Origin of the sequence: Neotamlana laminarinivorans, from assembly GCF_020523925.1 — a bacterium.
GTDB classification, from domain to species: Bacteria; Bacteroidota; Bacteroidia; order Flavobacteriales; family Flavobacteriaceae; genus Neotamlana; species Neotamlana laminarinivorans.
On sequence record NZ_JAJAPW010000001.1, the window covers coordinates 504,899 to 531,146 of the forward strand.

Sequence of the window (26,248 nt, forward strand, 5' to 3'; positions counted from 1 at the left end):
CAATTAATGCAAATACAAACCATTTTATATATTGTTTTAGCTGGAATTATAGCATTGTTACTTGCTCTTTTTCAGTATTATAAAAAAAATGAAAAAAGCATGTTCAAATTAAACATGCTTTTTTCGGTTTTGCGGTTTATTAGTGTTTTTTCGGTTTTAGTTTTAATTATTAATCCGCAATTCAATAAAACCAACATTTATACAGAAAAAGCTAATTTAATTATAGCTACAGATAATTCTAAATCTGTAAAATTTTTAAAACAAGACCAAAAAACACTTCAACTATTAAAAAAACTAGCTTCAAATCAAGATTTAAACTCTAAATTTAACATTCAATTTTACAATTTTGGTGAAACTTTAAACTTATCAGATAGTCTGGATTTTTCAGAAAACCAAACCAATATTTCTTCTGCGTTTAATCAACTAAACAAAATTTATAGGCAAACTACAGCACCAACCATTTTAATTACAGATGGTAATCAAACTTATGGTAACGATTATCAATTTGTAAATAATAATTATAAACATCCAATTTACCCCATTGTTTTAGGTGATACGCTAACTTACACCGATTTAAAAATAGAACAACTTAACGTAAACAAATACGCCTATTTAAATAATAAATTCCCTGTAGAGGTTATTTTAGTTTACAATGGGAAAGAACAAGTAAGTTCTAATTTTACGGTATCAAATAATGGCAGAACGGTATATTCTTCAACTTTGAAGTTTTCAGAAGAAAATAATTCAAAAGTTTTAAATTTTACCATACCAGCAAATTCGGTAGGCTTTAGTAATTATAAAGCAACTATTTCTCCAATTGAAAATGAGAAAAACACGGTGAACAACACTAAAAATTTTGCTGTTGATGTTATTAATGAAAAAACAAAAATTGCGATTGTTAGTGATATCATTCATCCAGATATTGGGCTTCTTAAAAAAAGTATAGAAACTAATAAACAGCGCGAAATTGTTATTTTAAAACCTAACGAATTTATTTCTCAAATAAATGATTTTAAACTTGTTATATTAAATCAGCCAAATAATTCATTTAAGTCTGTTTTTGAGGTTGTTAAAAAAAATAAAATCAATAAATTAGTTATTGTTGGTTCTAAAACCGACTTGTTTTTTTTAAATAATACTGTTAAAGAATATGAGTTTGAAATTACTAATCAAACCGAAAATTATCAAGCTCAATTAAATTCAGGTTTTTCTCCTTTTATTGTAAGCGATATTGAATTTGAAAGTTTTCCACCGTTGCTTTCCAACTACAGCTCGGTTATTTTCAACACGCCTTATCAAGTCCTTTTAAATAAAACTTTAAATGGAGTTTCTATCAACGAACCGCTTATTGCTACTATTGAAAACGATAAACAACGTGAAGTTTTAATTTTTGGTGAAAATATTTGGCAATGGCGTGCTCAAAGCTTTTTAAACACAAAGTCATTTAACGATTTTGATGATTTTATAGGCAAGCTAATTCAATTTTTAAACACCAATCAACAAAGAAGCCGCTTAAATATCGATTATAATTCATTTTATAACAGCGGAACAAATATTATTGTAAAAGCAGAATATTTCGATAAAAACTTTGTTTTCGATACTCGCGAAACAATTAATATTACTGTAGTTGACGAAGCTTCAAACGAGCAAAAAACATATCCTTTTGTTCTAAAAAACAACAATTATCAAGTTGATTTAAGTAATTTATCTCCAGGTTCATATAAATTCAATATTCAAACTTCAACAGATAAACTAACTAAATCTGGGCGTTTCGAGATTTTAGATTATAATGTGGAAGAACAATTTTTAAGCGCCAACGTAACAAAACTAAGAAGTATAGCGACAAACAGTAATGGAGAAGCGTTTTTTATGAATAATACAGATAATTTAATATCAACTTTAGTAAACGATGAGCGTTTTACGCCTATTCAAAAAAGTAAAAAAGAAACCCTACCTTTAATAGATTGGAAAATTCTTTTAGCAATTATAGCTTTAAGCTTAAGTGCAGAATGGTTTTTAAGAAAATATAACGGATTAACATAGATAAACTAAATAAACAACAAATGGACAAATTACCTAAAATAGCATTTCCTGCAATTATTGCAATTGTAGTTTTAATTATAATATTATCCAAATCGGCAGTAACAATAGGTTCTGGTGAAGCTGGAGTTCTATACAAAACTTTTGATAATGGAGTTGTAACCGATCAGCCTCCTTTAGGCGAAGGTTTTCACATAGTAGCGCCTTGGAATAAAGTTATTGTTTACGAAGTGCGTCAACAAGAATTATTTGAAAAAATGAAGGTACTATCTTCAAACGGGTTAGAAATTCAAATTGATGGTTCTGCTTGGTTTCAACCGGTATTTCAAGATTTAGGAAAACTACACCAAACTTTAGGCGAAAATTATTTGCAACGTGTTATTCAACCTGCTATTCGAAGTGCCGCTCGTAGTGTTGTAGGTCGTTACACACCAGAGCAATTATATTCTAGTAAGCGTGATGCTATACAAGATGAAATTTTTGTAGAGACTAAAAAAATTCTAGAAAAACAATATATTAAGCTAAACGAATTTCTAGTTCGCGATGTAACGTTGCCATCAACTATAAAAGAGGCAATTGAGCGTAAATTAAAGCAAGAACAAGAGTCGTTAGAGTATGAGTTTAGACTTGTAACTGCAGAAAAAGAAGCTGAAAAACAAATTATTGAAGCCGAAGGTAAAGCTGAAGCTAATAAAATTTTAAGTGCATCGTTAACTGATAAAATTTTACAGGATAAAGGTATCGAGGCAACCATAAAATTATCTGAATCACCAAATAGTAAAGTTATTGTTATAGGTTCGGGAGATAGTGGAATGCCAATTATTCTAGGAAATCAATAAACATTCACGATAAATATTTTACAAATACCTAAAAATTGTAAAATGTTTCAATATTTGTAAATTAAAGTTTGAAAATTTACTTTTATTACAGATATTTGCTTCAGTAAAACAAAAAGACATGACTTTTATTCAAACACATCATCATTTTTACATTTGCTCTCAAGCGAAGTAAAAATGTATTGAATAAAATGAAAATATATTTAAACCCGTTTGAGACAATCAAGCGGGTTTTTTAATTAAAAGAAAATCAACAAGATTGTTTCAAACTCATATAAAAAACAACAATGAGTAAACTAAAAATTGCAGTACAAAAATCAGGACGATTAAATGAAGAATCGTTAGACCTACTAAAAAATTGTGGAATCTCTATCGATAATGGTAAAGACCAATTAAAAGCCGAAGCTAGAAATTTCCCCATGGAAGTTTTATACCTTCGTAATGGTGATATTCCCCAGTATTTGCGCGATGGCGTTGTAGATATTGCCATTTTAGGTGAAAACACTTTAATAGAAAAAGGTAGCGATTTACCAATAGTAGAGCGCTTAGGGTTTTCAAAATGTAAAGTATCTATTGCAGTACCTAAAAATGCAGAATACAATTCTATAAAAGATTTACGTGGTAAAAAAATTGCAACATCATACCCAAATACAGTAAATCAGTTTTTCGAAAAGAAAGGTGAGAAGGCAGATATTCATGTTATTAATGGTTCGGTAGAAATTGCTCCAAATATTGGCTTATCGCACGCTATTGTTGATATTGTTTCAAGCGGAAGCACGCTTTTTAAAAACAATTTAAAAGAAGTAGAAGTACTTTTTAAAAGTGAAGCCGTATTAACTTCGGCTCCAGAATTAACCGAAGAAAAACAAGCCATTCTAGACAAGTTATTATTTAGAATGAAATCGGTTTTAAAAGGAAAAAACTCTAAATATGTTTTATTAAACGCACCAAACGACAGGTTAGATAAAATTGTGAATTTATTACCAGGAATGAAAAGTCCGACCGTGTTGCCTTTAGCACAAGAAGGTTGGAGCTCGGTACATTCTGTTATTAATAAAAACGATTTTTGGGAAGTTATTGATGAATTAAAAGCCAACGGTGCCGAAGGTATTTTAGTTTGCCCAATCGAAAAAATGGTGCTTTAATATAATAGCTTTTTGTATTTCCGTGAAAACGGAAATCTCAAATTAAATTTACACACTTTAAGATTTCCGCTTCTGCGGAAATGAAGAAAAGAAAGTTTTATGCAAATAATTAACAATCCAGATAAAAACACATGGGCCGATATTTTAAAACGCCCAACACAAACCGTCGATGATATTGAAGGTATTGTAAGCGAGGTGTTTAACGATGTTAAGACTAATGGCGACAGTGCTATAAAAATATATACAGAACGTTTTGATAAGGTAACCTTGGAAAACAATTTAGTTTCTACTGAAGAAATTGAAGAAGCTGTTAAAAGTATTCCTGAAGCTTTAAAAACAGCGATAGCAAACGCAAAACGTAATATTGAAACGTTTCATGCAGCTCAAAAAACAGAAAAAATAGAATTAGAAACCACAAACGGTGTTCAATGCTGGCAAGAAAAACGGGCTATAGAACGTGTTGGTTTATATATTCCAGGAGGAACAGCGCCTTTATTTTCAACAGTTTTAATGCTGGCTGCTCCTGCGAAAATTGCAGGATGTAACGAAATTGTATTGTGTTCGCCACCAAATAAAGAAGGCAAACTAGCTCCCGAAATTTTGTATGCTGCAAAATTGTGTGGCGTAACTAAAATATTTAAAGTAGGTGGTATTCAAGCCATTGCTGCATTAACTTTTGGTACAGAAACGATTCCACAAGTTTATAAAATTTTTGGCCCTGGCAACCAATTTGTAACCGTGGCAAAACAATTAGCCACTAAATACGGTGTGGCTATCGATATGCCTGCTGGCCCAAGTGAATTATTAGTGGTTGCCGACAACGGTGCAAATGCAAGCTATATTGCTTCCGATTTATTAAGTCAGGCAGAACATGGTGCCGATAGTCAGGTTATTTTAGTAGCAACATCACAAGAACTTATAGCTAAAGTTTCAGAAGAAGTAGAGGCTCAATTACAAGTGTTGCCACGTAAAGAAATAGCCGAAAAAGCCATAGCTAATTCTAAATCTATTTTTGTTGAAACTGATGACGTTGCGTTAGATTTAATTAATCAATACGGGCCAGAACACTTCATTATTTGTTCTAAAAATGAAGATTTCTATGTTGAAAACATCAGAAATGCAGGTTCGGTTTTTATAGGTGATTATACACCAGAAAGCGCGGGCGATTATGCATCTGGAACTAACCATACGTTGCCGACAAACGGATTTAGTAAAGCGTATTCGGGTGTGAATTTAGATAGTTTTATGAAGAGCATGACGTTTCAAAAAATATCAAAAGAAGGTATTTTAAATATTGGAGAAACTATTGAATTAATGGCTGAAGCCGAAGGTTTACAAGCACATAAAAATGCGGTTAGTATTCGGTTAAAAGATTTAAAATAAAATTGTTTTGTCATGCTGAACTCGTTTCAGTATCTCATAAAATAAACAAGTATAGTTATATCAGGCTGAGCGCAGTCGAAGCCTTTTAGAAAACAAAAAGGAAATTAAGAAAACACTTCGACGGTGTTAAGTGTGACCATTCAGAATAATAAAATGAATAACTTTAATTTACAAAATATAATTCGAGAGAACGTAAAAACAATGAAAGCCTACAGTTCTGCTCGCGACGAATATGTTTCCGATGGGTCTAAAATGATTTTTTTAGATGCCAACGAAAATCCGTTCGAAAATGGTGTAAATCGTTATCCAGATCCGTTACAGCGTTCGTTAAAAGCTGTTTTAGCAGAACAGAAAAACGTTTCTCCAAATCAGATTTTGTTAGGTAACGGTAGCGACGAAGTGCTAGATTTGTTATTTAGAGCCTTTTGCGAACCTAAAAAAGACAACATTATTACACTGCCACCAACTTATGGCATGTACACTGTGCTTTCTAACTTAAATGAGATTGAAGAACGTAAAGTAGAGTTAAATTCAAATTTTCAGCCAAATGTTGAAGCCATTTTAGAAGCCATTGATACTAATTCAAAAATGCTTTTTATTTGTTCGCCAAATAACCCAACTGGTAATTTAATTGCTTCAGAAAAAATAAAAACATTACTTAAAAATTTTAATGGCTTAGTGGTGATTGATGAAGCTTATATCGATTTTTCAAATCGACAAAGTTGGATTTCAGAATTAAATAATTATCCTAATTTAATCGTTACGCAAACATTATCAAAGGCCTATGGTTTGGCAGGAATTCGTTTAGGGTTGTGTTACGCTTCCGCGGAAATTATTTCAATTTTAAACAAAATTAAACCTCCATATAACGTTAACGAATTAACACAAAAACGAGCACTAGAACGTATTTCAAATTTAGAAGCGGTTACAAACGAAGTAAATGCGGTTTTAAAAGAACGCCAAATTTTAATTGATGCCTTAAAAAACATCAGTTTCGTAGAAACTATTTTCCCTACGGAAGCTAATTTTGTGCTCGCACGAGTTGATGATGCTACAAAACGCTACAATCAGTTACTCGAAAAAGGTATTGTTATTAGAAATCGCACCACACAACCACTTTGTGAAAACACGTTGCGTTTTACCGTAGGAACCGACGCTGAAAATGAAGTTTTAATTAAGGCATTAAAAGAATTAGACTAACATGAGCAAAACAAAAGTACTATTTATAGACAGAGACGGCACATTGGTGCTAGAACCGCCAGTAGATTATCAATTAGACAGTCTTGAAAAACTAGAATTTTACCCAAAAGTGTTTCAATACATGGCTAAAATTGCTAGCGAATTAGATTTTGAGCTGGTTATGGTTACCAATCAAGATGGCTTAGGAACCGATTCGTTTCCTGAAGATACCTTTTGGCTACCTCAAAATAAAATTATTGATGCCTTTAAAAAGGAAGGTGTAGAGTTTGCTGAAATTCATATAGATAAAACCTTTCCGCATGAAAATGCCGATACGCGTAAACCTAGAACAGGCTTGTTAACCAAGTATTTTTCTGAAGATTACGATTTAGAAAACTCTTTTGTTTTAGGTGATAGAATTACCGATATGGAATTGGCTAAAAACCTTGGCGCAAAAGGTATTTATTTGTCTGAAGACCCAGATTTAGGTGCCGATGAAATAGAATCGTCTAAGCAGGAAATTTTAGATTGCATTGCATTGACGAGTACCGATTGGAAAGCCATTTACGAGTTTTTAAAACTTAAAGATCGTGTGGAAGAAATTACACGTAATACCAATGAAACTCAAATTTATATAAAATTAAATCTTGATGGTTCGGGTAAAAATGATATTGACACAGGTTTATCGTTTTTCGATCATATGTTAGATCAAATTGGGCGCCATGGTGCTATGGATTTAACCATAAAAGTAAATGGTGATTTAGAAGTAGACGAACACCATACGATAGAAGATACCATGATTGCGCTTGGTGAATTATTCAATAAAGCCCTAGGAAATAAATTAGGCATAGAGCGCTACGGCTTCTGTTTACCAATGGACGATTGCTTAGCACAAGTTGCGGTAGATTTTGGAGGACGAAACTGGCTAGAATGGGATGCCGAATTTAAACGCGAAAAAATAGGCGACATGCCAACCGAAATGTTTTATCATTTATTTAAATCGTTTACCGATGGCGCAAAATGTAATTTAAATGTAAAAGCAGAAGGTGTAAACGAGCATCATAAAATTGAAGGTATTTTTAAGGCCTTTGCAAAAGCCATGAAAATGGCCGTAAAGCGCGATGCTAACAAAATGTTTTTACCAAGTACAAAAGGAATGTTATAATTAGCGATTTGCTCTTAGTTATTTACCAATAGCTAAAAGCTAATAACTAAAAGCTATAAAAATGAAATTAGTAATAATAGATTACGGTGCAGGAAATATTAAAAGCATACAATTTGCTTTTAAACGCTTAGGTGTCGATGCTGTTTTATCGAATAATGCAGATGAAATTAAAGGGGCCGATAAAGTGATTTTCCCAGGAGTAGGAGAAGCTAGTTCTGCAATGAAAATGCTTAAAAAAAGTGGTTTGGATTCTTTGATACCAACGTTAAAACAACCTGTTTTGGGTATTTGTTTAGGCATGCAATTAATGTGTTTACACTCCGAAGAAGGTGATACGGACGGTTTAGGAATCTTTCAAACAAAAGTAAAGCGTTTTTCAAATAGCGTAAAAGTACCGCAAATGGGTTGGAATGTTATAAAAGATTTAAAATCCGATTTATTTAAAGGCATCAAAGAAAACGAATACATGTATTTAGTGCATAGTTTTTACGCCGAACATTGCAACGAAACCATTGCTGCCACCGATTACGAAATTAATTACGCATCGGCATTACAACACGAAAATTTTTATGGCGTGCAATTTCATCCAGAGAAGAGTGGTAATGAAGGAGCTAAAATTTTAAAAAACTTTATGAATATGTAGCTTTTAACAATATGCCTTTAGCTTTTGCTAATGGCCAATTGCTAATAGCTTAAAGCTAAAAAAATGAGAATAATACCAGCAATAGATATTATAGACGGTAAATGTGTAAGGCTATCAAAAGGCGATTACAACACAAAAAAAATATATAACGAAAACCCGTTAGAAATTGCAAAGCAATACGAAGCTCATGGTATAGAGCATTTGCATTTAGTAGATTTAGATGGTGCCAAGGCGAGTCATATTGTAAACCATAAAGTGTTAGAAACTATTGCGACTAAAACAAATTTAAAAATAGATTTTGGTGGTGGTTTAAAAACCGATGAAGATTTACACATCGCATTCGAATCTGGAGCAAAACAAATTACCGGCGGAAGTATTGCCGTTAAAAAACCAGAAGTTTTTGAAAGTTGGCTAACCAAATACGGTAGTGATAAAATAATTCTAGGTGCTGATGCAAATAATGAGAAAATAGCCATTAGTGGTTGGTTAGAAGAAAGTGATGAAGAGCTTATTCCGTTTGTACAGAATTATATGACTAAAGGTGTTAGCTACGTAATTTGCACAGATATTGCTAAAGATGGTATGTTACAAGGCCCTTCGTTTGATTTGTATAAAAAGATGCTCGAAGAATGTCACACTGAAGGCAGTCGAACTGAAAACGAATCAGCATTAAAATTAATCGCCTCTGGAGGTATTTCTACATTTGATGAATTACCAAAATTAGCCGAATTAGGTTGCGAAGGTACAATAATAGGAAAAGCGATTTACGAGAATAAAATAAGTTTGAAACAACTTGAAAATTTTATAATAAATAAATAATGTCACTTCGAGTGATTTTGAGGCACGAAAAATTGTATCGAGAAGCTATAGTTCTCGATACAATGCTCATAAAATCGCATCACTCGAACTGACGACATATTTAAAAAGCATGCTAACAAAAAGAATTGTTCCCTGTCTAGATATAAAAAACGGACGCACCGTAAAAGGTGTTAATTTTGTCGATTTACGTGATGCCGGAGATCCTGTAGAGCTCGCTAAGCAATATGCCGAAGTAGGTGCAGACGAATTGGTGTTTTTAGACATCGCAGCAACTTTAGAAAACCGAGGCACAACTTTAGATATGGTAACTCGTGTTGCCGAACAAGTTAATATCCCTTTTACAGTAGGTGGTGGCATTTCGTCTGTAGAACACGTTGATGCTTTGTTAAAATGTGGTGCCGATAAGGTTTCTATCAACTCCTCAGCAGTAAAAAGACCTGATTTAGTAAACGAATTAGCTAATAAATTTGGTAGCCAATGTGTTGTAGTTGCTATTGATGCGAAACAAGTTGATGGACATTGGAAAGTGCATTTAGCTGGTGGAACTATTCCAACAGATATCGATTTATTTGAATGGGCAAAAGAAGTTGAAACTCGCGGTGCGGGTGAAATTTTATTCACATCAATGGATCACGATGGTACAAAAGCTGGTTTTGCAAACGAAGCTTTAGCGCAATTGTCTGATACCTTAAATATCCCTATTATTGCATCTGGTGGTGCTGGTAATGTTCAGCATTTTGTAGATACATTTAAAGAAGGAAAATCTGACGCTGCTCTAGCGGCTAGTGTTTTTCATTTTGGTGAAATACCTATCCCTGAATTAAAAAAAGAATTAAAAAAACATAATATTGAGATTCGACTTTAGATGTCATGCTGAACTTGTTTCAGTATCTCATAATAATAAGTTCCTGAAACATATTCAGGATTAATAAAAAAATCAATGGAAATAAAATACGATAATAACGGCTTAGTTCCTGCAATTATTCAAGATGCTACTACAAAAAACGTATTGATGTTGGGTTACATGAATGAAGAAGCTTATAAGAAAACAATTGAAACTAAAAAAGTTACTTTTTTTAGCCGAAGTAAGCAACGTTTATGGACAAAAGGCGAGGAGAGCGGTAACTTTTTAAACTTGGTTGAACTTAAAAACGATTGCGATAATGATTCCTTATTAATTCAAGTAAATCCTGCAGGACCAACTTGCCATAAAGGAACGGGGAATTGTTGGGGCGAAGATAATACACCTAATTACGGGTTCTTTTCAACCTTGGAAGCTATTATTGCAGAGCGTGTTGCTAATAAAGATACCGCAAAATCGTATGTGGCGAGTTTGTTTTCAAAAGGCATTAATAAAGTAGCTCAAAAAGTTGGGGAAGAAGCTGTAGAAACGGTTATTGAAGCTATGGATAATAATGATGAGTTGTTTTTATACGAATCGGCCGATTTATTGTTTCATTACTTAATGTTACTTCAAGCCAAAGGCTTTACTTTAAAGGATATTGAAGCAGAATTAAAAGGCAGACATAAATAAATGCAATTTCAGCCAAAAAAGTATTATTATTTAATAAACTTCCAATATTTAGGGTATAGGTTTCATGGTTGGCAAAAGCAACCAAATGTAAAAACCTTGCATTTAATGGTTGATAGAACCTTAAACTATATTCTTGAAGGCAAGTATTTTAAAACTTTAGTATCGGGAAGAACCGATGCCATGGTTTCGGCCGAAAATGCAACGTTCGAGTTATTTCTTCAGCATGAAATTGAAGATTTAGATGCTTTTTTAGAGCTGTTTAATTACAATCTTCCGCAAGATATTCGCGCTTTAGCTATTAAGGAAGTTGATGCTAAATTCAATATTATAAATCATCCAAAATCTAAAGAATATCTTTATTTATTTACATACGGCAAAAAGTGTCATCCGTTCTGTGCACCAATAATGACGACTATTTTAGATGATTTAAACATTGAAATAATGAAAGAAGGTGCAAAACTTTTTGAAGGCGAGCATTACCTTAAAGCTTATTGCTACAAACCAACCGATAAAGGCATTTATACTAGAATTATTGAAACCTGTGAATTGGTTGAAAACACGATTTACACAGCCAATTATTTTCCTGATAAAACCTACATTTTACGAGTTCGAGGTAAAGGTTTTATGCGAAATCAAATACGATTAATGATGGGTACTTTATTCGATTTAGGAAAAGGAAAACTTACTTTAGATGATATTAAAACAAGCTTAAGGCCTGATAACACTGTAAAAATGAATTTTATTGCCCCAGCTCCAGGGCTTATTTTAAATAAGGTTGATTTTTTATAATTACTTCTCGATACAAATTTGTTTCGCTTTAGCTTCACAAATTCACGTAAAGTGACGTTTTTATTTAATTCCTAATTCCGAGCGAATTTCATCAACATTTAAATCATTTAAAATATCAATTAAATTAGGATACCATTTTTCATGGTAACCAAACTCTGGCCTTCTAAATTCGGCAATAGCATCAGCTTTGGTCCAATTTTCAAAAACAATTCTGTAGGCAGCAATTATAATTCCGGTTCTATCCGATCCGTGCCAGCAATGAATTAATATAGGTTTTTCAGCCTTTTCAATAATTTTAAGCACGCTTACAACTTTAGCTTCAGTCATTTCTTTAGACTTTAACTTAATATGTTCTAATTGTAACTTAGTGTGCCTAGTTTTTTTATCGTCGCTCCATTTACGTCTAAAATTTAATATGGTTTTTATTCCAAGCGCTTCAATTTCCTTAAATCCTTTTTTGCTAGGTTGTTCCGATCTATAAATAGCTTCAGAAACTTTATAAAAGCGTTTAAAGTTTTTCGATTCTTGTTTTGTAGCTTCAATAATTTGTGCGTTTATGTTTATAGAACAGCAAATCATCATTAAAAATATATAAGATGTCTTCATTTAATTCATTTTAAATACTAACGGTATATAATGCGTAAAATTTCAATGTAATTTGAACAACAAATCAAATATATAAAAGAGGTATGATTTTATAAATTATGCTAATTACAAATTTTGAAAACCTAACTACTTCTTCTTAAATTAATTAACAACTCAAATTTTTATTAACATAATTTAAGTTAATTAAAACTTAATGCCGTTAAACCCTGTTAAAAGACTTGACAAAATTGCTATTTGCCTTAGTTTGATAACAGTTGAACACAAAAAAACAGAAATATTATGAGTTATTTGAATATGAAAGATGAAGAATTATTAACTGTTGTTGTAGAACTAAATATTCTGCTAGCAGATTACCACATTTATTACCAAAAATTACGCAGTAATCACTGGAACATTTTAGGTAAAAACTTCTTTGATTTACACGTACAATTTGAAGAATTATACACCGATGCCAGGGTTAAAATTGATGAAATTGCAGAACGTATTTTAACTTTACGATACCACCCAATGAGTAAATTTAGCGATTACTTAAGAGTATCATCTATAGCTGAAGCTGCACCAATAAAATCAGACATGGATATGGTTACAGAAACCATAAACGACCATAAGTTAATTTTAAAACAAATGGGAAAAGTTATTGAAGTTGCAGAAGGCGTGAATGATGAAGGTACTATAGATTTAATTGGAGCTTACATTCGCGAACTAGAAAAAGCAAGTTGGATGCTAGATGCTTGGAGCAAAAACACATCCGATGCCTTAAAAACTAGAGTTGCTGAAGTACAATAATTAATACTTAAATTAAAAAGAGTATTAATATTTTAAAAATTAAAAATAATGGAAAGTACCATAACAGAAGCATTTAATAATTTAATTACCAAATTACAAGGTTGGTTAAATGCTGTAATTCAAAATATACCTAATTTAATATTAGCCATTGTTGTAATGGTAGCTTCATATTTTATTGCAACTTATATTAAAAAGTTAGTATTAAAACTGGTAAGCCACAAAGTAAAGCAACAATCTATTGCCAACATGATTGCAAAAATATCTGCAGTAGTAATAGTAATGGCAGGTTTGTTTTTATCATTAGGTATATTAAACCTAAGTAAAATGTTAACCTCGTTATTGGCTGGTGCTGGGGTTGCTGGTTTAGCTATTGGTTTAGCTTTACAAGGCACATTATCTAACACATTTGCTGGTATTGTAATATCGTTTAGAAAACGCATACAAATTGGTAATTGGGTTGAAACTAGCGGATATTCCGGAGAGGTTATTGATGTTAATTTAAAAGAGTTTGTTTTAAAAGAAGCCGATAATCATATTGTAATTATCCCTAACAAAACAATTCTTGAAAATCCTTTAAAAAATTATTCGTTAGCCAATAAAATGCGTGTGTTTATTAATTGTGGTGTTGGTTACGAATCGGATTTAGAACAGGTTAAAGATTTAACTCAAAAAACAATAGCAAATGCTTTTTCTGATGTAAAATCGGCAGAAGATGTAGAATTTTATTATACCGAATTTGGAGATAGTTCTATAAACTATTTATGCAGATTCTGGATAAATACAAGCGATTTACTGGAGAAAAAACGAGTTAAAACAAAAGCAATAATAGAAATTAAGAAAGCTTATGATAAAGCTGGAATCAATATCCCATTCCCTATAAGAACACTTGAATTTAATAACAAGTTATCTTTTGATGAGGCTATTTTAGATAATCAATATTCTAATAATTAATAGAAAAATTGTAAAAAATTAACATAGTTTATGAAACGATCATAAACTATGTTAACAAAAAATCTACTAAGCATTTTAGCCTCGTATTTATAGTAAACAATTGATTCTTAAATAGAAACAATTAATAGCTATTACACTTTAAAATCTCTAAAATATATTTAGAGTAAAACTGAAAAAGTTTCAGTTTTAAATTATTCACTTATTAAAAATAAAAATTATGTTACGTTGGACAATCACATTTGTAATAATCGCATTAATAGCCGGAGTTTTAGGCTTTGGAGGAATCGCAGGAGCATCTGCAGGAATTGCTAAAATTCTATTCTTCATTTTTATAGTACTGTTTGTATTATCACTTTTAAAAGGTTTAGTAAAAAGATAATTAAATCTAAAACCTTTTTAATTAAAAATTATATCAATACAACTTTAAAAACAACAATCATGAAAAAAGTAATTTTAACCTTAGCTATATTATTTACAATATCAACCGCATTTATTGGTTGTAGAGAAGAAAAATCTACAGGAGAAAAAATCGAGGAAACCATGGAAGATGCTGGAGATGAAATTGAAGATGCAGCAGATGATGTCTCTGATGAAGTAGAAGATACTGCAGACGACATTGAAGATGAAATGAAATAATAATAGCTTTAAAATTTAACAAAAATGAGAAATTTAATATATATAAGTGCCTTTTTATTGTGCACAAGTGCTTTTTCTCAAACAAATAAAGAAGAAGCTAAAGAAGAAGTAGAAATTGAAACTGTTAAAGTAAATAATGGCAGTGAAATTATCGAAAAGAAAGTAAAAGTAATAACCAGAGAAACAGCCAATGTAGAATTGGCAGAAACTGATAAAAATAAAGTAAACCAAGAACGCGTAAATAGCGTATCAAAAGTTGAAAAAATGGTTATGGTAGATAATAATGGAGATAACAATTACGAGTTGTTAACCAAAAGTACATTTTACAAATTAGGAGATAAACAATATTTGTTTAAGCCACATGACAGAGGTTTCGATATTGCTTTTAGTAAAGAAGAAAATAAATTTGTAAAAACTGGTTCTGCTTACAATACTCAAAACGGCAATTATCTGGTAGATCATAAAAACTATGCAGGAATTGGTTATTTTAATGAAAATGGCGATTTCACTATCGAATATTACGATAAAAATAAAGATGAAATTGTAACTAAATCTTATAAAATGGCAGAACCTAGTTTATAATTTCTAAATAAATAACATTTTAAAAGCCCTAATTAATTAGGGCTTTTGTATTTTTAAAAAAATATTTTTTAATGAGTGCTACACTATCTAAGTCCGTTTTTACATTTTTAAAAGCTTTAGAACAAAATAATAATCGCGATTGGTTTAACGAAAATAAACCTGAGTTTAAAACTATTCAAGATGAAGTTAAACAATTCTATAATTTAGTTCTAGAAAAATTAAACACTCATGATGATATTGATAAATTAAAAATCTTCAGAATTTACCGAGATGTTCGCTTTTCTAAAAATAAACAACCTTACAAAACACATTTTGGAGGTTCGTTTCACCGAACAAAACCAAGACTAAGAGGTGGCTACTATTTGCACATCCAGCCAAATAATGAAAGTTTTATAGCAACAGGGTTTTGGCAACCCGAAAAAGAGGATTTACTACGGATAAGAAAAGAATTTGAAATGGATACCACAGAAATTAAAGACATTCTATCTAACCCAAAATTTAACTCTATTTGGGGAAACTCTTTTGAAGGCGACGAATTAAAAACCGCACCAAAAGGTTTTAGTAAAGATCATCAAGCTATAGATTTTATTAAGAAAAAACAGTACATTTTTACTAAAAAATATACAGACAAAGAAGTATTGTCTCCTAATTTTTTAGATGATGTTAACGCGTCGTTTAAAGCTATACGCCCATTTTTTAATTACATGAGCGATGTACTTACCACCGATTTAAATGGTGTGTCTTTAATAGATTAAACCGCAGTTAAATACTCAGGCTTAACAAATAATTGAATATTACTAAGCAAACGCTCTTTTACAATATTCATCATACGTTTGTTTAAAGCAGACGAGTTTTTAATGTAAAGCAAATACTCATCTGTGGTAAACTGCCCAATTACCATACCTTTTAAAGAATTTCTAAATTTCATATCCTTTTGTATAGCGTTTTCAATGTAGGTTGTCCGCTTATCCAAAGATAAATCATAAAAAACATATTTATGTTTAGCAATATAATTTCTAAAAACCTCTATAAATAAATCATTTTGCAATTTAATTACAGGGCGTAAAACAGCATTTTGAAAATACTCATCACCGCTCATATTTTCGTTTATAGTTAACGTTTTAATAGCTGGTCTAATTTTCTTTAAATCTAAATCTCGATTGCTCATATTGCGAAGTTTTCATTAAAATTATACAATATTTAAACGTTTATTAATTATAATAATTTTAATTATTAACGGGCTTATCAACAATACGCAATTTTGTACCTTTATATAAAAATTAAAAATGAAGTTTGGCAGTGTTAAAAACCCTAAAATTATTGATTTTACATTACCTAAAGATCATCCAGAAACTAAAAAATTATTAAATTCTTACTCAACTAATACTAAACCTAAAATTTACGTGGGTTGTGCAAAATGGAATAGAGCCGATTTAAAAGGATTTTATCCTCGTGGTACTAAAGATGAGCTTCAATATTATTCCTCTCAGTTTAATGCCATTGAGCTAAATGCAACATTTTACAGAATATTTCCCGCAGAACAGTTTGAAAACTGGTATAAAAAAACACCAAAAGATTTTAAATTTTTCCCCAAATTAAATCAAGAAATTAGCCATTGGAAACGGTTAAACGATACTAAAGCCGTTGTTGAACATTACTTATACAACGCATCTAATTTAAAAGAAAAATTAGGCACTATTTTCTTGCAAATGCATAATAATTTTGCCCCAAAAGATTTTGATAGAGTAGTGGCTTTCGCCGAAAATTGGCCCAAACAAATACCCTTAGCAATGGAGTTTAGGCATACCAATTGGTATAATGATGCTGTTGTAGCAAAAGATCTTTACACACTTTTAGAAGAAAACAACATTAGTAATATAATTGTTGATACCGCTGGAAGGCGCGATTTAATGCACATGAGGCTTACTAATGCCACAGCATTTGTACGTTACGTTGGTGCAAATCATGAAAGCGATTATAGCCGTTTAAATGATTGGGTAGAACGAATTAAACTTTGGAGCGAACAAGGCATAAAAGAAATTGATTTTTTTGTGCATCAAAATCTAGAAAAAGAATCACCTTTATTATCAGCGTATTTTATAAAAAAATTAAATTCTGAACTTGGGTATAATTTAAAAATACCTAATGAAGAACAACACATACAACAAAACCTATTTTAAAAATTAAAATTATGAGATTTCATACCAGAAAATGGATAAAACCAGAAGATTTAAATGCAAACGGAACTTTATTTGGTGGTCGTTTACTTGAATGGATCGATGAGGAAGCTGCATTATATACCATTATTCAATTAGAAAACAGAAAAGTAGTAACAAAATATATAAGTGAAATCGATTTTAAAGCATCGGCAAAACAAGGCGATATAGTTGAAATTGGTATCGATGTTGTAAAATTTGGTAAAGCATCAATAACACTAAGTTGCGAAGTACGTAATAAAATGACGCGTGAAACAATTATTACCATATCAAATATAGTTATGGTTAACCTTGGTCAAGACGGAAAAGCCTTGCCTCATGGTAAAACAGAAATTGAATACGTTGCAGATCGATTAAATAACGATTAAAAATTATAACCAATTCTTGTATTCTATTGAAAAAAAAGCAGTTTATATACTTTCTATTAGAAATATTATAAAAATTAAATAACTAATCCTTCTAAAGTTTCAAATAAGTTTAATAAAGCCTAAATTTGTCCACCTTTTTTTGAAAGTTTTTTTCTAAAAAAGATTCAATTTTAACGTATAAGAAAAATCAAATTATAATGAGCAAAACGTTGTTTGACAAAGTGTGGGATTCCCATGTTGTTAGAAAAATAGAAGATGGTCCAGATGTGTTTTTTATCGATCGTCATTTTATTCATGAAGTTACAAGTCCTGTTGCTTTTGTTGGTTTAAAAAACAGAGGTATAAATGTTATGTACCCTGAAAAAACATTTGCAACTGCAGATCATAACACACCAACTTGGAATCAACATTTACCAGTAGCCGATCCATTATCGGCAAACCAATTAGAAGCATTAGCTAATAATGCTGCTGAATATGGTATTTCTCACTGGGGTTTAGGCCACAGAAATAATGGTATTGTTCATATTGTTGGCCCTGAAAATGGTATTACCTTACCTGGGGCAACTATTGTTTGTGGAGATTCACATACATCAACTCACGGTGCTTTTGGTGCAATTGCATTTGGTATTGGTACATCGGAAGTAGAAATGGTATTGTCTACGCAATGTATTATGCAACCAAAACCTAAAAAAATGCGTATTAACGTAAATGGTAAGTTAGGCTTTGGTGTAACTCCTAAAGATGTGGCACTTTACATAATTTCAAAACAAACAACTTCTGGTGCTACAGGGTATTTTGTAGAATATGCCGGAGATGTTTTTGAAAACATGTCTATGGAAGGTCGTATGACGGTTTGTAACTTATCTATCGAGATGGGTGCACGTGGTGGTATGATTGCTCCAGACGAAAAAACATTTGAATATATAAAAGGAAGAAAACATGCCCCAAAAGGAGCCGATTGGGATAAAGCCATGGCATATTGGGAAACATTATATACCGAAGAAGATGCTGAATTTGATACTGAATTTACTTACGACGCAGCAGATATTGAACCAATGATTACTTACGGAACCAACCCAGGAATGGGAATGGGAGTAACAAATTCAATTCCTTTAGCAGAAAATGTTGAAGGTGGTGTAGCAACTTACAAAAAGTCTTTAGGCTACATGAATTTTAACGAAGGTGATGACATGATTGGTAAAACAGTTGATTACGTTTTCTTAGGATCATGTACAAACGGACGTATAGAAGATTTTAGAGCATTTTGTTCTATTGTTGAAGGGAAGCAAAAAGCGCCAAACATTACAGCTTGGTTAGTTCCTGGATCGCATAAAGTTGTAGATCAAATTAAGGAAGAAGGTTTAGATAAAATATTAACCGAAGCCGGTTTTGTTTTAAGAGAACCTGGTTGTTCTGCCTGTTTAGCAATGAACGATGATAAAGTTCCTGCTGGAAAATTAGCGGTTTCAACATCTAACCGTAATTTTGAAGGTCGACAAGGTCCTGGATCAAGAACGTTATTAGCGTCACCATTAGTTGCAGCAGCAACAGCTGTTGAAGGTGTGGTAACAGACCCAAGAACATTAATGAAAGAATTAGTCTAAAATCAGACTTCGCTTTGTAGTGTTTAACTATATAAATCGAAAAAAAAATAACATTTGCCAACAGCTAAAAGCTAATGGCCAAAAGTAAAAATATTATGGCTTACGATAAATTTGAAGTTTTAACAAGCACAGCATATCCATTACCAATAGAAAACGTAGATACAGATCAAATTATTCCTGCACGTTTTTTAAAAGCAACAGAGCGCAAGGGCTTTGGAGATAACTTTTTCCGTGATTGGAGATATGATTCCGAAGGAAACCCAATTGCAGATTTTCCATTAAACGATGCAAAATATACAGGTTCTAAAATATTAGTTGGAGGTAAAAACTTTGGTTCTGGTTCGTCTAGAGAGCACGCTGCTTGGTCTGTTTACGATTTTGGGTTACGTTGTGTAATATCGTCGTTTTTTGCAGATATTTTTAGAAATAACTGTTTAAACGTTGGTGTATTACCAGTACAAGTATCTGCTGTTTTTGCTCAAAAATTGTTTGATGCTATTGAAGCAGATCCAAAAACTGAAATTAAAGTAGATTTACCTAACCAAACCGTAACACTTGTATCTACAGGAGAATCAGAATCTTTTGATATTAATGGTTACAAAAAAGGTAATATGTTAAATGGTTTTGATGATATTGATTATTTACAAAACATGAAAGAAGAAGTAGCTTCTTTTGGTGAAACAAGACCTTTTTAATAATTATTAGATGACCTAAATTATTTTGGGTTTACATAATATTTAAAAAGGATTCTGAAAATTCAGAATTATAATAAATTGATCAAAATCTTCAATGAGTAAGAAACATATAGAAATAATGGATACGACACTTCGCGATGGTGAGCAAACCTCCGGTGTGTCGTTTTCTGCTTCAGAGAAGTTAACGATAGCTAAGTTACTTTTAGAAGAATTAAAAGTAGATCGTATAGAAATTGCTTCAGCACGTGTTTCTGAAGGCGAATTTCAAGCGGTAAAAAATATTACCCATTGGACTAAAGAAAATAATTATTTAAACAAGGTTGAAGTACTTACTTTTGTTGATAATGGGGTTTCTATCAATTGGATGATTGAAGCAGGTGCTAAGGTACAAAACTTACTAACAAAAGGCTCGCTTAATCATTTAACTTACCAGCTTAAAAAAACTCCTAATCAACACTTTGCAGATATTAAGGAAAATATTTCTTTGGCGCAAAGTAAAGATATTGAAACCAATATTTATTTAGAAGATTGGAGTAATGGCATGCGAAATTCTAAAGAATATGTTTTTGAATTTTTGGAATTTTTAGCATCACAACCGGTAAAACGTATTATGTTACCAGATACCTTAGGTGTATTAACGCCTTCGGAATCTTTTGAATTTATCAAAGAAATAAAAGATAAATACCCAAATACGCATTTCGATTTTCATACACACAACGATTACGATTTAGGTGTTTCGAATGCTATTGAAGGTATAAAAGCTGGAGCCGATGGTTTGCATTTAACCATAAACGGCATGGGCGAACGTGCTGGTAATGCACCAATGGCAAGTACTATTGCTGTTATTAACGATTACTTACCCAATGTTACCATTAATGCTAACGAAAAAGCCCTTTATACAGTTAGTAAGCTGGTAGAGAATTTTTCTGGTATTTTAATTCCAGCAAACAAACCTATTGTTGGTGCTAATGTATTTACACAAACAGCTGGTATTCATGCTGATGGCGACAATAAAAACAACTTGTATTTTAGCGATTTAATGCCAGAACGCTTTGGTAGAAAACGCCAATATGCATTGGGAAAATCGTCTGGAAAGGCTAATATTCAAAAAAACTTACAAGAATTAGGGCTTCAGTTAAATGATGATGACTTAAAGAAAGTAACCCAACGAATTATTGAGTTAGGCGATAAAAAGCAAGTGGTAACTAAAGAAGATTTACCCTATATTATTTCGGATGTTTTAGATAGAACTTATGATGAGAAAGTAACTGTAAATTCATATGTATTAACTCATGCAAAAGGTTTAAATCCTTCAACTACAGTTTCTATAACCATTGAAGAAGAAACATTTGAAGAGAATTCGCAAGGTGACGGACAATTTGATGCCTTCATGAATGCCTTGCGGAAAATTTTTAAGAAAAAGAAAATGATTTTACCGGCATTAATAGATTATGCTGTACGTATTCCGCCTGGTAGTAATTCTGATGCTTTGTGTGAAACTATAATAACCTGGAAATCTGACACCAAAGAGTTTAAAACTCGAGGTTTAGATTCCGACCAAACAGTGTCGGCAATTATTGCTACCGAAAAAATGCTGAATATTATTACTAACTAAATGTTTATTGTAGTAATACAGTGCGTTAGGGATTGAAACGGCATCCTTTTTTTTGGCTTCCCGAGCGTAGTCGAAGGGTAAGATTAAAAAAAGATATAGTGTAAAGCCCGACCCCTTGTGGGTAACGCCCAAAATGAATAAAATTTAATAATTTAGATAAAACAACTAAAATGAAATTAAACATAGCCCTTTTAGCCGGAGACGGTATAGGACCAGAGGTTATAGACCAAGCCGTTAAAGTAAGTGATGCTGTCGCTGCTAAATTTGGTCATGAAATTACATGGAAACCTGCTTTAACAGGAGCAGCGGCTATTGATGCTGTTGGTGAACCTTATCCAGATGAAACTCACGAAATTTGTGCATCTTCTGATGCGGTTTTATTTGGAGCTATTGGTCATCCAAAATTTGATAATGACCCAACTGCAAAGGTTCGCCCTGAGCAAGGTTTACTTAAAATGCGTAAAAAATTAGGTTTATTTGCTAATGTGCGTCCTACATTTGTTTTCCCGTCGTTATTAGATAAATCTCCATTAAAAAAGGAACGCATTGAAGGTACTGATTTAGTATTTTTCCGTGAGTTAACTTCTGGTGTTTATTTTGGTGAAAAAGGCAGAAAAGACGATGGTAACACGGCTTATGATACTAACATGTACACCAAAGAAGAGGTTACACGTTTGGCTAAAAAAGGTTTTGAAGCAGCTATGCAACGCTCGAAAAAATTATGTTGTGTAGATAAAGCAAACGTTATGGAAACATCGCGTTTATGGAGAGAGACTGTGCAAGGTATGGAAAAAGATTACCCAGAGGTAGAGGTAAGCTATGAGTTTGTTGATGCCGTTGCTATGCGTTTGGTACAATGGCCAAAAGATTATGATGTATTAATTACTGAAAACTTATTTGGTGATGTTTTAACTGATGAAGCTTCTGTAATTTCTGGATCTATGGGGTTAATGCCATCGGCATCATTAGGTACTAGTATTTCTTTATTCGAGCCAATTCACGGTTCGTACCCACAAGCTACTGGAAAAAATATTGCAAACCCAATGGCTACGGTATTATCTGCAGCTATGATGTTTGAAAACTTTGGTTTAGCAGAAGAAGGTAAAGTTATTCGTGAGGCTGTAAATAAAGCTTTAGCTGAAGGTATTGTTACTGAAGATTTAGCTGAGGGTGGTAAAGCTTACGGAACTACTGAAGTAGGAGATTGGTTAGCTAAAAATATATAAGTTTAAACCGTCTATTTAATTTATACAACCTGATAACTTAAGTTATCAGGTTTATTTTTTTAAAAATATTTATATATTAAACAGGAAACTTTTTTATGAAATCTGTTGCTACCATAAAGTACAAATTATTTTCTAAATTTTGAATTACATAAAATTGACTATTAAATAAAAAGTCGTCTTTTGTTAAGTTGTTATCTTTAGCCTCTTCTACAGAAATTAAATTACTCTCTGTTAAACCGTTAACACCTTTTGCAACATAAAACAAACCCAAAACTTTAAACTTACCTACAATTACATTTTCAGGTTTAAAAATACTTCTACTAATTTTTAACTTGTAATAAAAGTCATCCTCAATAACCTTAACATACTCATATTTTTTGACTCGCTTTAGGGTTCTTCTACAAACTTTTAATCTATAATTTACTTCGTTTTCATCTAATCCTATAATGGGTTGAGATGCTTGCTTAAATTCTGCAATTTTTATACTATCTGCCTCAGCTTGATTTTTATATGATATTGCTTTTTTATAAAATGTTGTTAAACGTTTAGCATATTTATCTTTCTCAGGAATAATGAATTTCTCTCTTACCAATTCATATACATATGGAGATTTACCTTCTTTATTTACAATAGATTGATTCTTAACTTTATCAAAAAAAAGAATATCGTAGTCTTGAGAAAACCCTTGGTGCATCAAAAAGAAAGAAATTAAAACTGTTGAGATAGTTTTAAAGTTACTTTTAAATATCATTAAATTTATTATCTTATGGTAAGTGTGCTGATTAACAAATATATACATATTTATTTTAAAATAAAACCCAAAACGCAAATTTACTTTTTAATATTAAATTACTTAATATTTTGTGAAAATTTATTTAAACACTTTGTTTTATTTTATATTAGAAGCTTAAACTTACTCAAACAAATCAATTTTTATGAAACACGTATTACTTTTTACGTTATCAATTTTTTTAGCTCTTGCGCCTTTAAGTTCAGAAGCTCAATCTAAAAAAAAGAAGAAAAAGGCAGCAGAGGCGGCCGCTTTAGAAAAGAAAAAATCGGCTCCTGAAAAAGCAAGTAAATTTAAACCTTACGATAAGTTAATTAATAAAACTGCTATATCTGACTCTGGTTTATTTACCACTCACAAAGTAAATAATAAATTCTATTTTGAAATACCCAACAGTTTACTTGGTAAAGATATGTTGCTTGTTAGTCGTATTAAACAATTACCAGAAAATTTTGGTGGTGGGTATATAAATGCTGGAACAAAAACAGCTACTAGACTTATAGTTTGGGAACGTTTTCAAGACAAAATATTAATTAAAGAAAAATCGAGTCATGCGGTTGCCAATAAAAGCTTAGCAATTAATGCTTCAGTAAAAGTTAACAATTACGAGCCAACGCTTTTTTCTTTTGATATTTCATCATTTAGCAAAGACTCATCTGCTGTGGTTATTGATGTAACAAAATTTTATTCCACCGATGTAAAAGCTATTAGTGGCTTAACTGCTAGAGCAAGAAAATCTTATAAAGTAAGAAATTTAGATGCGTCTAGAAGTTTTATTAATTCTGTGAAAAGTTTTCCAAATAATATTGAAGTGGTTCAGGACATGACTTATAATGCTTCAGAACCACCGTCTTTTAAAAGTTTAGAATCTATTAGTATTCAAATGAATCAATCTATGATTTTGCTACCCGAAGAGCCTATGCAAAAACGCTACGCCGATGAGCGTGTAGGTTGGTTCTCGTTTAGCCAAATTGATTATGGAAGTGAAGCTTTAAAAGCAGACGAAAAAACTTATATTAGACGTTGGCGTTTAGAACCAAAAGATCCTGAGGCTTATGCACGTGGTGAGTTGGTAGAGCCTATAAAACCCATAATTTATTATTTAGATCCTGGAACACCAGAGAATTTGCGAAAGTATATTAAAGAAGGGGTTGAACTTTGGCAAAAACCTTTTGAAAAAGCTGGGTTTAAAAATGCTATTATTGCTAAATATCCTCCAACAAAAGAAGAAGATCCAGATTTTAGTCCAGAAGATATTAGATATTCTGTAATTCGCTATGTAGCTAGTGAAACTAGAAATGCAATGGGCCCAAGCGTATCCGATCCGCGTTCTGGTGAAATTATTGAAAGTGATATCATTTGGTATCATAACCACTTACGTTCTTACAGAAACCGTTATTTACTTGAAACTGGCGCAGCAAACCCATCCGCTAGAACGCTTGATACTCCTGCTGAAGATATTGGAGAAATGATGAAAATGGTAATTGCTCACGAAGTAGGGCATGCCTTAGGTTTACCACATAACATGAGTGCAAGTAAAGCATATAGTGTAGAAGATTATAGAAGCGGAGAGTTTACACAAAAAAACGGTATTGCAGCAACCATTATGGATTATGCCAGATATAATTACATTGCCCAACCCGGAGATAAAAACATTCGATTTATTCGCCAAATAGGGCCTTATGATGAATACGCTATTAATTGGGGTTACAGATATATTCCTGAAGCTAAAACATCTGAAGATGAAATAGCTATTCTTGATAAGTGGATTTTAGAAAAAGCTAACGATTTACGCTACAGATTTGGAAAGCAAAGTAGCCGTTTCGATCCAAATTCTCAAACTGAAGATATTGGAGACGATGCTATTAAAGCCAGTAATTATGCTTTAAAAAATTTAAAAATTGTAGTTAAATATTTACCTGAATGGACCAGCGATAAAACAAACAATTATAAAGATTTAGAAGAACTTTATGGTGAATTATTAGGTTGTTGGAATCGTTATTCTGGTCACGTAGCAACCAATGTAGGCGGTGTTTACGAACATTTAGTTAATCCAAATCAAGAAAAAACTGCTTACGAAGCTGTACCTAAAAGTTTACAAAAAGCATCGGTTAATTGGTTACACAAAAATGTTTTTGAAACCCCTAATTGGTTAATCGATAAATCTATAATTACAAACATTGATTATGCTGGTTACACTAGTACATTAGGCAAATACCAAAACAGATTTTTATCTGGTTTGTTAAGTTTTGATAAATTAGGAAGACTTATTGACCATGAAGCAATAAATGCTGAAAACTATTCTGCTTTAGAAATGCTTATCGATGTTAGAAAAGGGCTTTTTACAGAAGCTAATTACACAAAAAATGTAGATGTATACCGCAGAAATTTACAACGTGCTTATGTAGATAGAATGGCGTATTTAATGACAGACGAAGGTTCGCCACGCACCACAGAAAAAGTAAATGTTACACAATCTGATATTCGCCCGATTATTCGAGGTGAATTAAATGTTTTACAACGTAACTTAAAAAATGCTTCGGTTAGAGGTGTAAATACAATTACTAAATACCATTATAAGGATTTGGTTGAACGCATTGAAATGATTTTAAATCCTAAATAATCTTTTAAAACTTTAAC

General features: G+C 31.9%; 27 protein-coding genes. 24 read left to right on the forward strand and 3 right to left on the reverse strand.

Annotated features, from left to right (window positions below; translation table 11 throughout):
* The first annotated feature begins 6 nt into the window (after positions 1 to 6).
* From LG649_RS02340 to LG649_RS02390, 11 genes are all read left to right on the forward strand, one after another.
* Positions 7 to 2,043, forward strand: coding sequence for a VWA domain-containing protein (locus LG649_RS02340; RefSeq protein WP_226540486.1), 2,037 nt, complete (start codon positions 7 to 9; stop codon positions 2,041 to 2,043).
* Positions 2,044 to 2,063: 20 nt separating this feature from the next.
* A complete protein-coding gene (locus tag LG649_RS02345) occupies positions 2,064 to 2,879 on the forward strand; it encodes a prohibitin family protein (protein ID WP_226540487.1) in 816 nt (271 codons plus the stop codon).
* A 284-nt stretch (positions 2,880 to 3,163) separates the two neighbouring features.
* The gene (gene hisG, locus LG649_RS02350) at positions 3,164 to 4,021 is read left to right on the forward strand and encodes an ATP phosphoribosyltransferase (RefSeq protein ID WP_226540489.1); all 858 of its coding nucleotides are present in this window, start codon (positions 3,164 to 3,166) and stop codon (positions 4,019 to 4,021) included.
* 99 nt (positions 4,022 to 4,120) lie between these two features.
* A complete protein-coding gene (hisD, locus tag LG649_RS02355; protein WP_226540491.1) occupies positions 4,121 to 5,404 on the forward strand; it encodes a histidinol dehydrogenase in 1,284 nt (427 codons plus the stop codon).
* Positions 5,405 to 5,557: 153 nt separating this feature from the next.
* A complete protein-coding gene (hisC, locus tag LG649_RS02360) occupies positions 5,558 to 6,604 on the forward strand; it encodes a histidinol-phosphate transaminase (protein WP_226540493.1) in 1,047 nt (348 codons plus the stop codon).
* A 1-nt stretch (position 6,605) separates the two neighbouring features.
* Positions 6,606 to 7,748, forward strand: coding sequence for a bifunctional histidinol-phosphatase/imidazoleglycerol-phosphate dehydratase HisB (hisB, locus tag LG649_RS02365; protein WP_226540494.1), 1,143 nt, complete (start codon positions 6,606 to 6,608; stop codon positions 7,746 to 7,748).
* Between the two features lie 61 nt (positions 7,749 to 7,809).
* The gene (hisH, locus tag LG649_RS02370) at positions 7,810 to 8,391 is read left to right on the forward strand and encodes an imidazole glycerol phosphate synthase subunit HisH (protein WP_226540495.1); all 582 of its coding nucleotides are present in this window, start codon (positions 7,810 to 7,812) and stop codon (positions 8,389 to 8,391) included.
* Between the two features lie 63 nt (positions 8,392 to 8,454).
* Positions 8,455 to 9,210, forward strand: a complete 756-nt coding sequence (gene hisA / locus LG649_RS02375) for a 1-(5-phosphoribosyl)-5-[(5-phosphoribosylamino)methylideneamino]imidazole-4-carboxamide isomerase (protein ID WP_226540497.1) — start codon at positions 8,455 to 8,457, stop codon at positions 9,208 to 9,210.
* A 109-nt stretch (positions 9,211 to 9,319) separates the two neighbouring features.
* On the forward strand, positions 9,320 to 10,075 hold the full coding sequence (hisF, locus tag LG649_RS02380) for an imidazole glycerol phosphate synthase subunit HisF (RefSeq protein ID WP_226540498.1): 756 nt from the start codon (positions 9,320 to 9,322) through the stop codon (positions 10,073 to 10,075).
* Positions 10,076 to 10,150: 75 nt separating this feature from the next.
* Complete coding sequence (gene hisIE / locus LG649_RS02385; protein ID WP_226540499.1) at positions 10,151 to 10,744, forward strand: bifunctional phosphoribosyl-AMP cyclohydrolase/phosphoribosyl-ATP diphosphatase HisIE; 594 nt, start codon at positions 10,151 to 10,153, stop codon at positions 10,742 to 10,744.
* Positions 10,745 to 11,533, forward strand: coding sequence for a tRNA pseudouridine synthase A (locus tag LG649_RS02390; RefSeq protein WP_226540500.1), 789 nt, complete (start codon positions 10,745 to 10,747; stop codon positions 11,531 to 11,533).
* Positions 11,534 to 11,593: 60 nt separating this feature from the next.
* On the opposite strand, the gene LG649_RS02395 is transcribed toward LG649_RS02390, so the two are convergent.
* On the reverse strand, positions 11,594 to 12,139 hold the full coding sequence (locus LG649_RS02395; protein WP_226540504.1) for a dual specificity protein phosphatase family protein: 546 nt from the start codon (positions 12,137 to 12,139) through the stop codon (positions 11,594 to 11,596).
* Positions 12,140 to 12,418: 279 nt separating this feature from the next.
* Between LG649_RS02395 and LG649_RS02400 the strand changes: the two genes are divergently transcribed.
* From LG649_RS02400 to LG649_RS02425, 6 genes are all read left to right on the forward strand, one after another.
* Positions 12,419 to 12,925 carry a Dps family protein gene (locus LG649_RS02400; RefSeq protein ID WP_226540505.1) on the forward strand — a complete coding sequence of 169 codons (507 nt, stop codon included), beginning with the start codon at positions 12,419 to 12,421 and terminating at the stop codon, positions 12,923 to 12,925.
* Positions 12,926 to 12,973: 48 nt separating this feature from the next.
* On the forward strand, positions 12,974 to 13,876 hold the full coding sequence (locus LG649_RS02405) for a mechanosensitive ion channel family protein (protein ID WP_044631930.1): 903 nt from the start codon (positions 12,974 to 12,976) through the stop codon (positions 13,874 to 13,876).
* A 217-nt stretch (positions 13,877 to 14,093) separates the two neighbouring features.
* Entirely contained in the window at positions 14,094 to 14,255 is a 162-nt protein-coding gene (locus LG649_RS02410) for a DUF1328 domain-containing protein (RefSeq protein WP_082050846.1), read from the forward strand.
* A gap of 59 nt (positions 14,256 to 14,314) precedes the next feature.
* A complete protein-coding gene (locus LG649_RS02415; protein WP_226540506.1) occupies positions 14,315 to 14,512 on the forward strand; it encodes a hypothetical protein in 198 nt (65 codons plus the stop codon).
* A 24-nt stretch (positions 14,513 to 14,536) separates the two neighbouring features.
* On the forward strand, positions 14,537 to 15,094 hold the full coding sequence (locus LG649_RS02420) for a hypothetical protein (protein WP_226540507.1): 558 nt from the start codon (positions 14,537 to 14,539) through the stop codon (positions 15,092 to 15,094).
* 71 nt (positions 15,095 to 15,165) lie between these two features.
* Positions 15,166 to 15,849, forward strand: coding sequence for a DUF2461 domain-containing protein (locus LG649_RS02425; RefSeq protein WP_226540508.1), 684 nt, complete (start codon positions 15,166 to 15,168; stop codon positions 15,847 to 15,849).
* Here LG649_RS02425 and LG649_RS02430 read toward each other — a convergent pair.
* Positions 15,846 to 16,262: a glyoxalase gene (locus tag LG649_RS02430; protein WP_226540509.1), complete on the reverse strand. Its 417-nt coding sequence runs from the start codon at positions 16,260 to 16,262 to the stop codon at positions 15,846 to 15,848. The two genes, LG649_RS02425 and LG649_RS02430, sit on opposite strands and share 4 nt — an antisense overlap.
* 118 nt (positions 16,263 to 16,380) lie before the next feature.
* Between LG649_RS02430 and LG649_RS02435 the strand changes: the two genes are divergently transcribed.
* The 6 genes from LG649_RS02435 (at position 16,381) to leuB (ending at position 22,818) form a co-directional block, all read left to right on the forward strand.
* The gene (locus LG649_RS02435) at positions 16,381 to 17,274 is read left to right on the forward strand and encodes a DUF72 domain-containing protein (protein ID WP_226540511.1); all 894 of its coding nucleotides are present in this window, start codon (positions 16,381 to 16,383) and stop codon (positions 17,272 to 17,274) included.
* 11 nt (positions 17,275 to 17,285) lie between these two features.
* A complete protein-coding gene (locus tag LG649_RS02440; protein ID WP_226540513.1) occupies positions 17,286 to 17,678 on the forward strand; it encodes an acyl-CoA thioesterase in 393 nt (130 codons plus the stop codon).
* Between the two features lie 197 nt (positions 17,679 to 17,875).
* Positions 17,876 to 19,282, forward strand: a complete 1,407-nt coding sequence (gene leuC / locus LG649_RS02445) for a 3-isopropylmalate dehydratase large subunit (protein WP_226540515.1) — start codon at positions 17,876 to 17,878, stop codon at positions 19,280 to 19,282.
* Between the two features lie 95 nt (positions 19,283 to 19,377).
* On the forward strand, positions 19,378 to 19,977 hold the full coding sequence (leuD, locus tag LG649_RS02450; RefSeq protein ID WP_226541091.1) for a 3-isopropylmalate dehydratase small subunit: 600 nt from the start codon (positions 19,378 to 19,380) through the stop codon (positions 19,975 to 19,977).
* Between the two features lie 94 nt (positions 19,978 to 20,071).
* A complete protein-coding gene (locus LG649_RS02455; RefSeq protein ID WP_226540516.1) occupies positions 20,072 to 21,592 on the forward strand; it encodes an alpha-isopropylmalate synthase regulatory domain-containing protein in 1,521 nt (506 codons plus the stop codon).
* 170 nt (positions 21,593 to 21,762) lie between these two features.
* A complete protein-coding gene (gene leuB / locus LG649_RS02460; protein ID WP_044631939.1) occupies positions 21,763 to 22,818 on the forward strand; it encodes a 3-isopropylmalate dehydrogenase in 1,056 nt (351 codons plus the stop codon).
* 76 nt (positions 22,819 to 22,894) lie between these two features.
* Here the strand turns inward: leuB and LG649_RS02465 are convergent, their stop codons facing one another.
* A complete protein-coding gene (locus tag LG649_RS02465; protein WP_226540517.1) occupies positions 22,895 to 23,569 on the reverse strand; it encodes a hypothetical protein in 675 nt (224 codons plus the stop codon).
* 184 nt (positions 23,570 to 23,753) lie between these two features.
* Here LG649_RS02465 and LG649_RS02470 point away from each other — a divergent pair, with 184 nt between their 5' ends.
* The gene (locus tag LG649_RS02470) at positions 23,754 to 26,231 is read left to right on the forward strand and encodes a zinc-dependent metalloprotease (protein WP_226540518.1); all 2,478 of its coding nucleotides are present in this window, start codon (positions 23,754 to 23,756) and stop codon (positions 26,229 to 26,231) included.
* Positions 26,232 to 26,248 lie beyond the last annotated feature (17 nt).

Excerpts from the sequence above, each read along its gene's own strand:
- LG649_RS02390 (WP_226540500.1), top strand. The coding sequence starts at position 10,745 with ATGCAATTTCAGCCAAAAAAGTATTATTATTTAATAAACTTCCAATAT.
- LG649_RS02420 (WP_226540507.1), top strand. The coding sequence starts at position 14,537 with ATGAGAAATTTAATATATATAAGTGCCTTTTTATTGTGCACAAGTGCT.
- leuC (WP_226540515.1), top strand. The coding sequence starts at position 17,876 with ATGAGCAAAACGTTGTTTGACAAAGTGTGGGATTCCCATGTTGTTAGA.
- hisB (WP_226540494.1), top strand. The coding sequence starts at position 6,606 with ATGAGCAAAACAAAAGTACTATTTATAGACAGAGACGGCACATTGGTG.
- LG649_RS02345 (WP_226540487.1), top strand. The coding sequence starts at position 2,064 with ATGGACAAATTACCTAAAATAGCATTTCCTGCAATTATTGCAATTGTA.
- LG649_RS02340 (WP_226540486.1), top strand. The coding sequence starts at position 7 with ATGCAAATACAAACCATTTTATATATTGTTTTAGCTGGAATTATAGCA.
- hisIE (WP_226540499.1), top strand. The coding sequence starts at position 10,151 with ATGGAAATAAAATACGATAATAACGGCTTAGTTCCTGCAATTATTCAA.
- LG649_RS02425 (WP_226540508.1), top strand. The coding sequence starts at position 15,166 with ATGAGTGCTACACTATCTAAGTCCGTTTTTACATTTTTAAAAGCTTTA.
- LG649_RS02405 (WP_044631930.1), top strand. The coding sequence starts at position 12,974 with ATGGAAAGTACCATAACAGAAGCATTTAATAATTTAATTACCAAATTA.
- LG649_RS02435 (WP_226540511.1), top strand. The coding sequence starts at position 16,381 with ATGAAGTTTGGCAGTGTTAAAAACCCTAAAATTATTGATTTTACATTA.
- hisD (WP_226540491.1), top strand. The coding sequence starts at position 4,121 with ATGCAAATAATTAACAATCCAGATAAAAACACATGGGCCGATATTTTA.
- LG649_RS02455 (WP_226540516.1), top strand. The coding sequence starts at position 20,072 with ATGAGTAAGAAACATATAGAAATAATGGATACGACACTTCGCGATGGT.
- hisC (WP_226540493.1), top strand. The coding sequence starts at position 5,558 with ATGAATAACTTTAATTTACAAAATATAATTCGAGAGAACGTAAAAACA.
- LG649_RS02410 (WP_082050846.1), top strand. The coding sequence starts at position 14,094 with ATGTTACGTTGGACAATCACATTTGTAATAATCGCATTAATAGCCGGA.
- LG649_RS02415 (WP_226540506.1), top strand. The coding sequence starts at position 14,315 with ATGAAAAAAGTAATTTTAACCTTAGCTATATTATTTACAATATCAACC.
- LG649_RS02440 (WP_226540513.1), top strand. The coding sequence starts at position 17,286 with ATGAGATTTCATACCAGAAAATGGATAAAACCAGAAGATTTAAATGCA.
- leuD (WP_226541091.1), top strand. The coding sequence starts at position 19,378 with ATGGCTTACGATAAATTTGAAGTTTTAACAAGCACAGCATATCCATTA.
- hisG (WP_226540489.1), top strand. The coding sequence starts at position 3,164 with ATGAGTAAACTAAAAATTGCAGTACAAAAATCAGGACGATTAAATGAA.
- LG649_RS02395 (WP_226540504.1), bottom strand. The coding sequence starts at position 12,139 with ATGAAGACATCTTATATATTTTTAATGATGATTTGCTGTTCTATAAAC.
- LG649_RS02400 (WP_226540505.1), top strand. The coding sequence starts at position 12,419 with ATGAGTTATTTGAATATGAAAGATGAAGAATTATTAACTGTTGTTGTA.
- hisA (WP_226540497.1), top strand. The coding sequence starts at position 8,455 with ATGAGAATAATACCAGCAATAGATATTATAGACGGTAAATGTGTAAGG.
- leuB (WP_044631939.1), top strand. The coding sequence starts at position 21,763 with ATGAAATTAAACATAGCCCTTTTAGCCGGAGACGGTATAGGACCAGAG.
- hisF (WP_226540498.1), top strand. The coding sequence starts at position 9,320 with ATGCTAACAAAAAGAATTGTTCCCTGTCTAGATATAAAAAACGGACGC.
- hisH (WP_226540495.1), top strand. The coding sequence starts at position 7,810 with ATGAAATTAGTAATAATAGATTACGGTGCAGGAAATATTAAAAGCATA.
- LG649_RS02470 (WP_226540518.1), top strand. The coding sequence starts at position 23,754 with ATGAAACACGTATTACTTTTTACGTTATCAATTTTTTTAGCTCTTGCG.
- LG649_RS02465 (WP_226540517.1), bottom strand. The coding sequence starts at position 23,569 with ATGATATTTAAAAGTAACTTTAAAACTATCTCAACAGTTTTAATTTCT.
- LG649_RS02430 (WP_226540509.1), bottom strand. The coding sequence starts at position 16,262 with ATGAGCAATCGAGATTTAGATTTAAAGAAAATTAGACCAGCTATTAAA.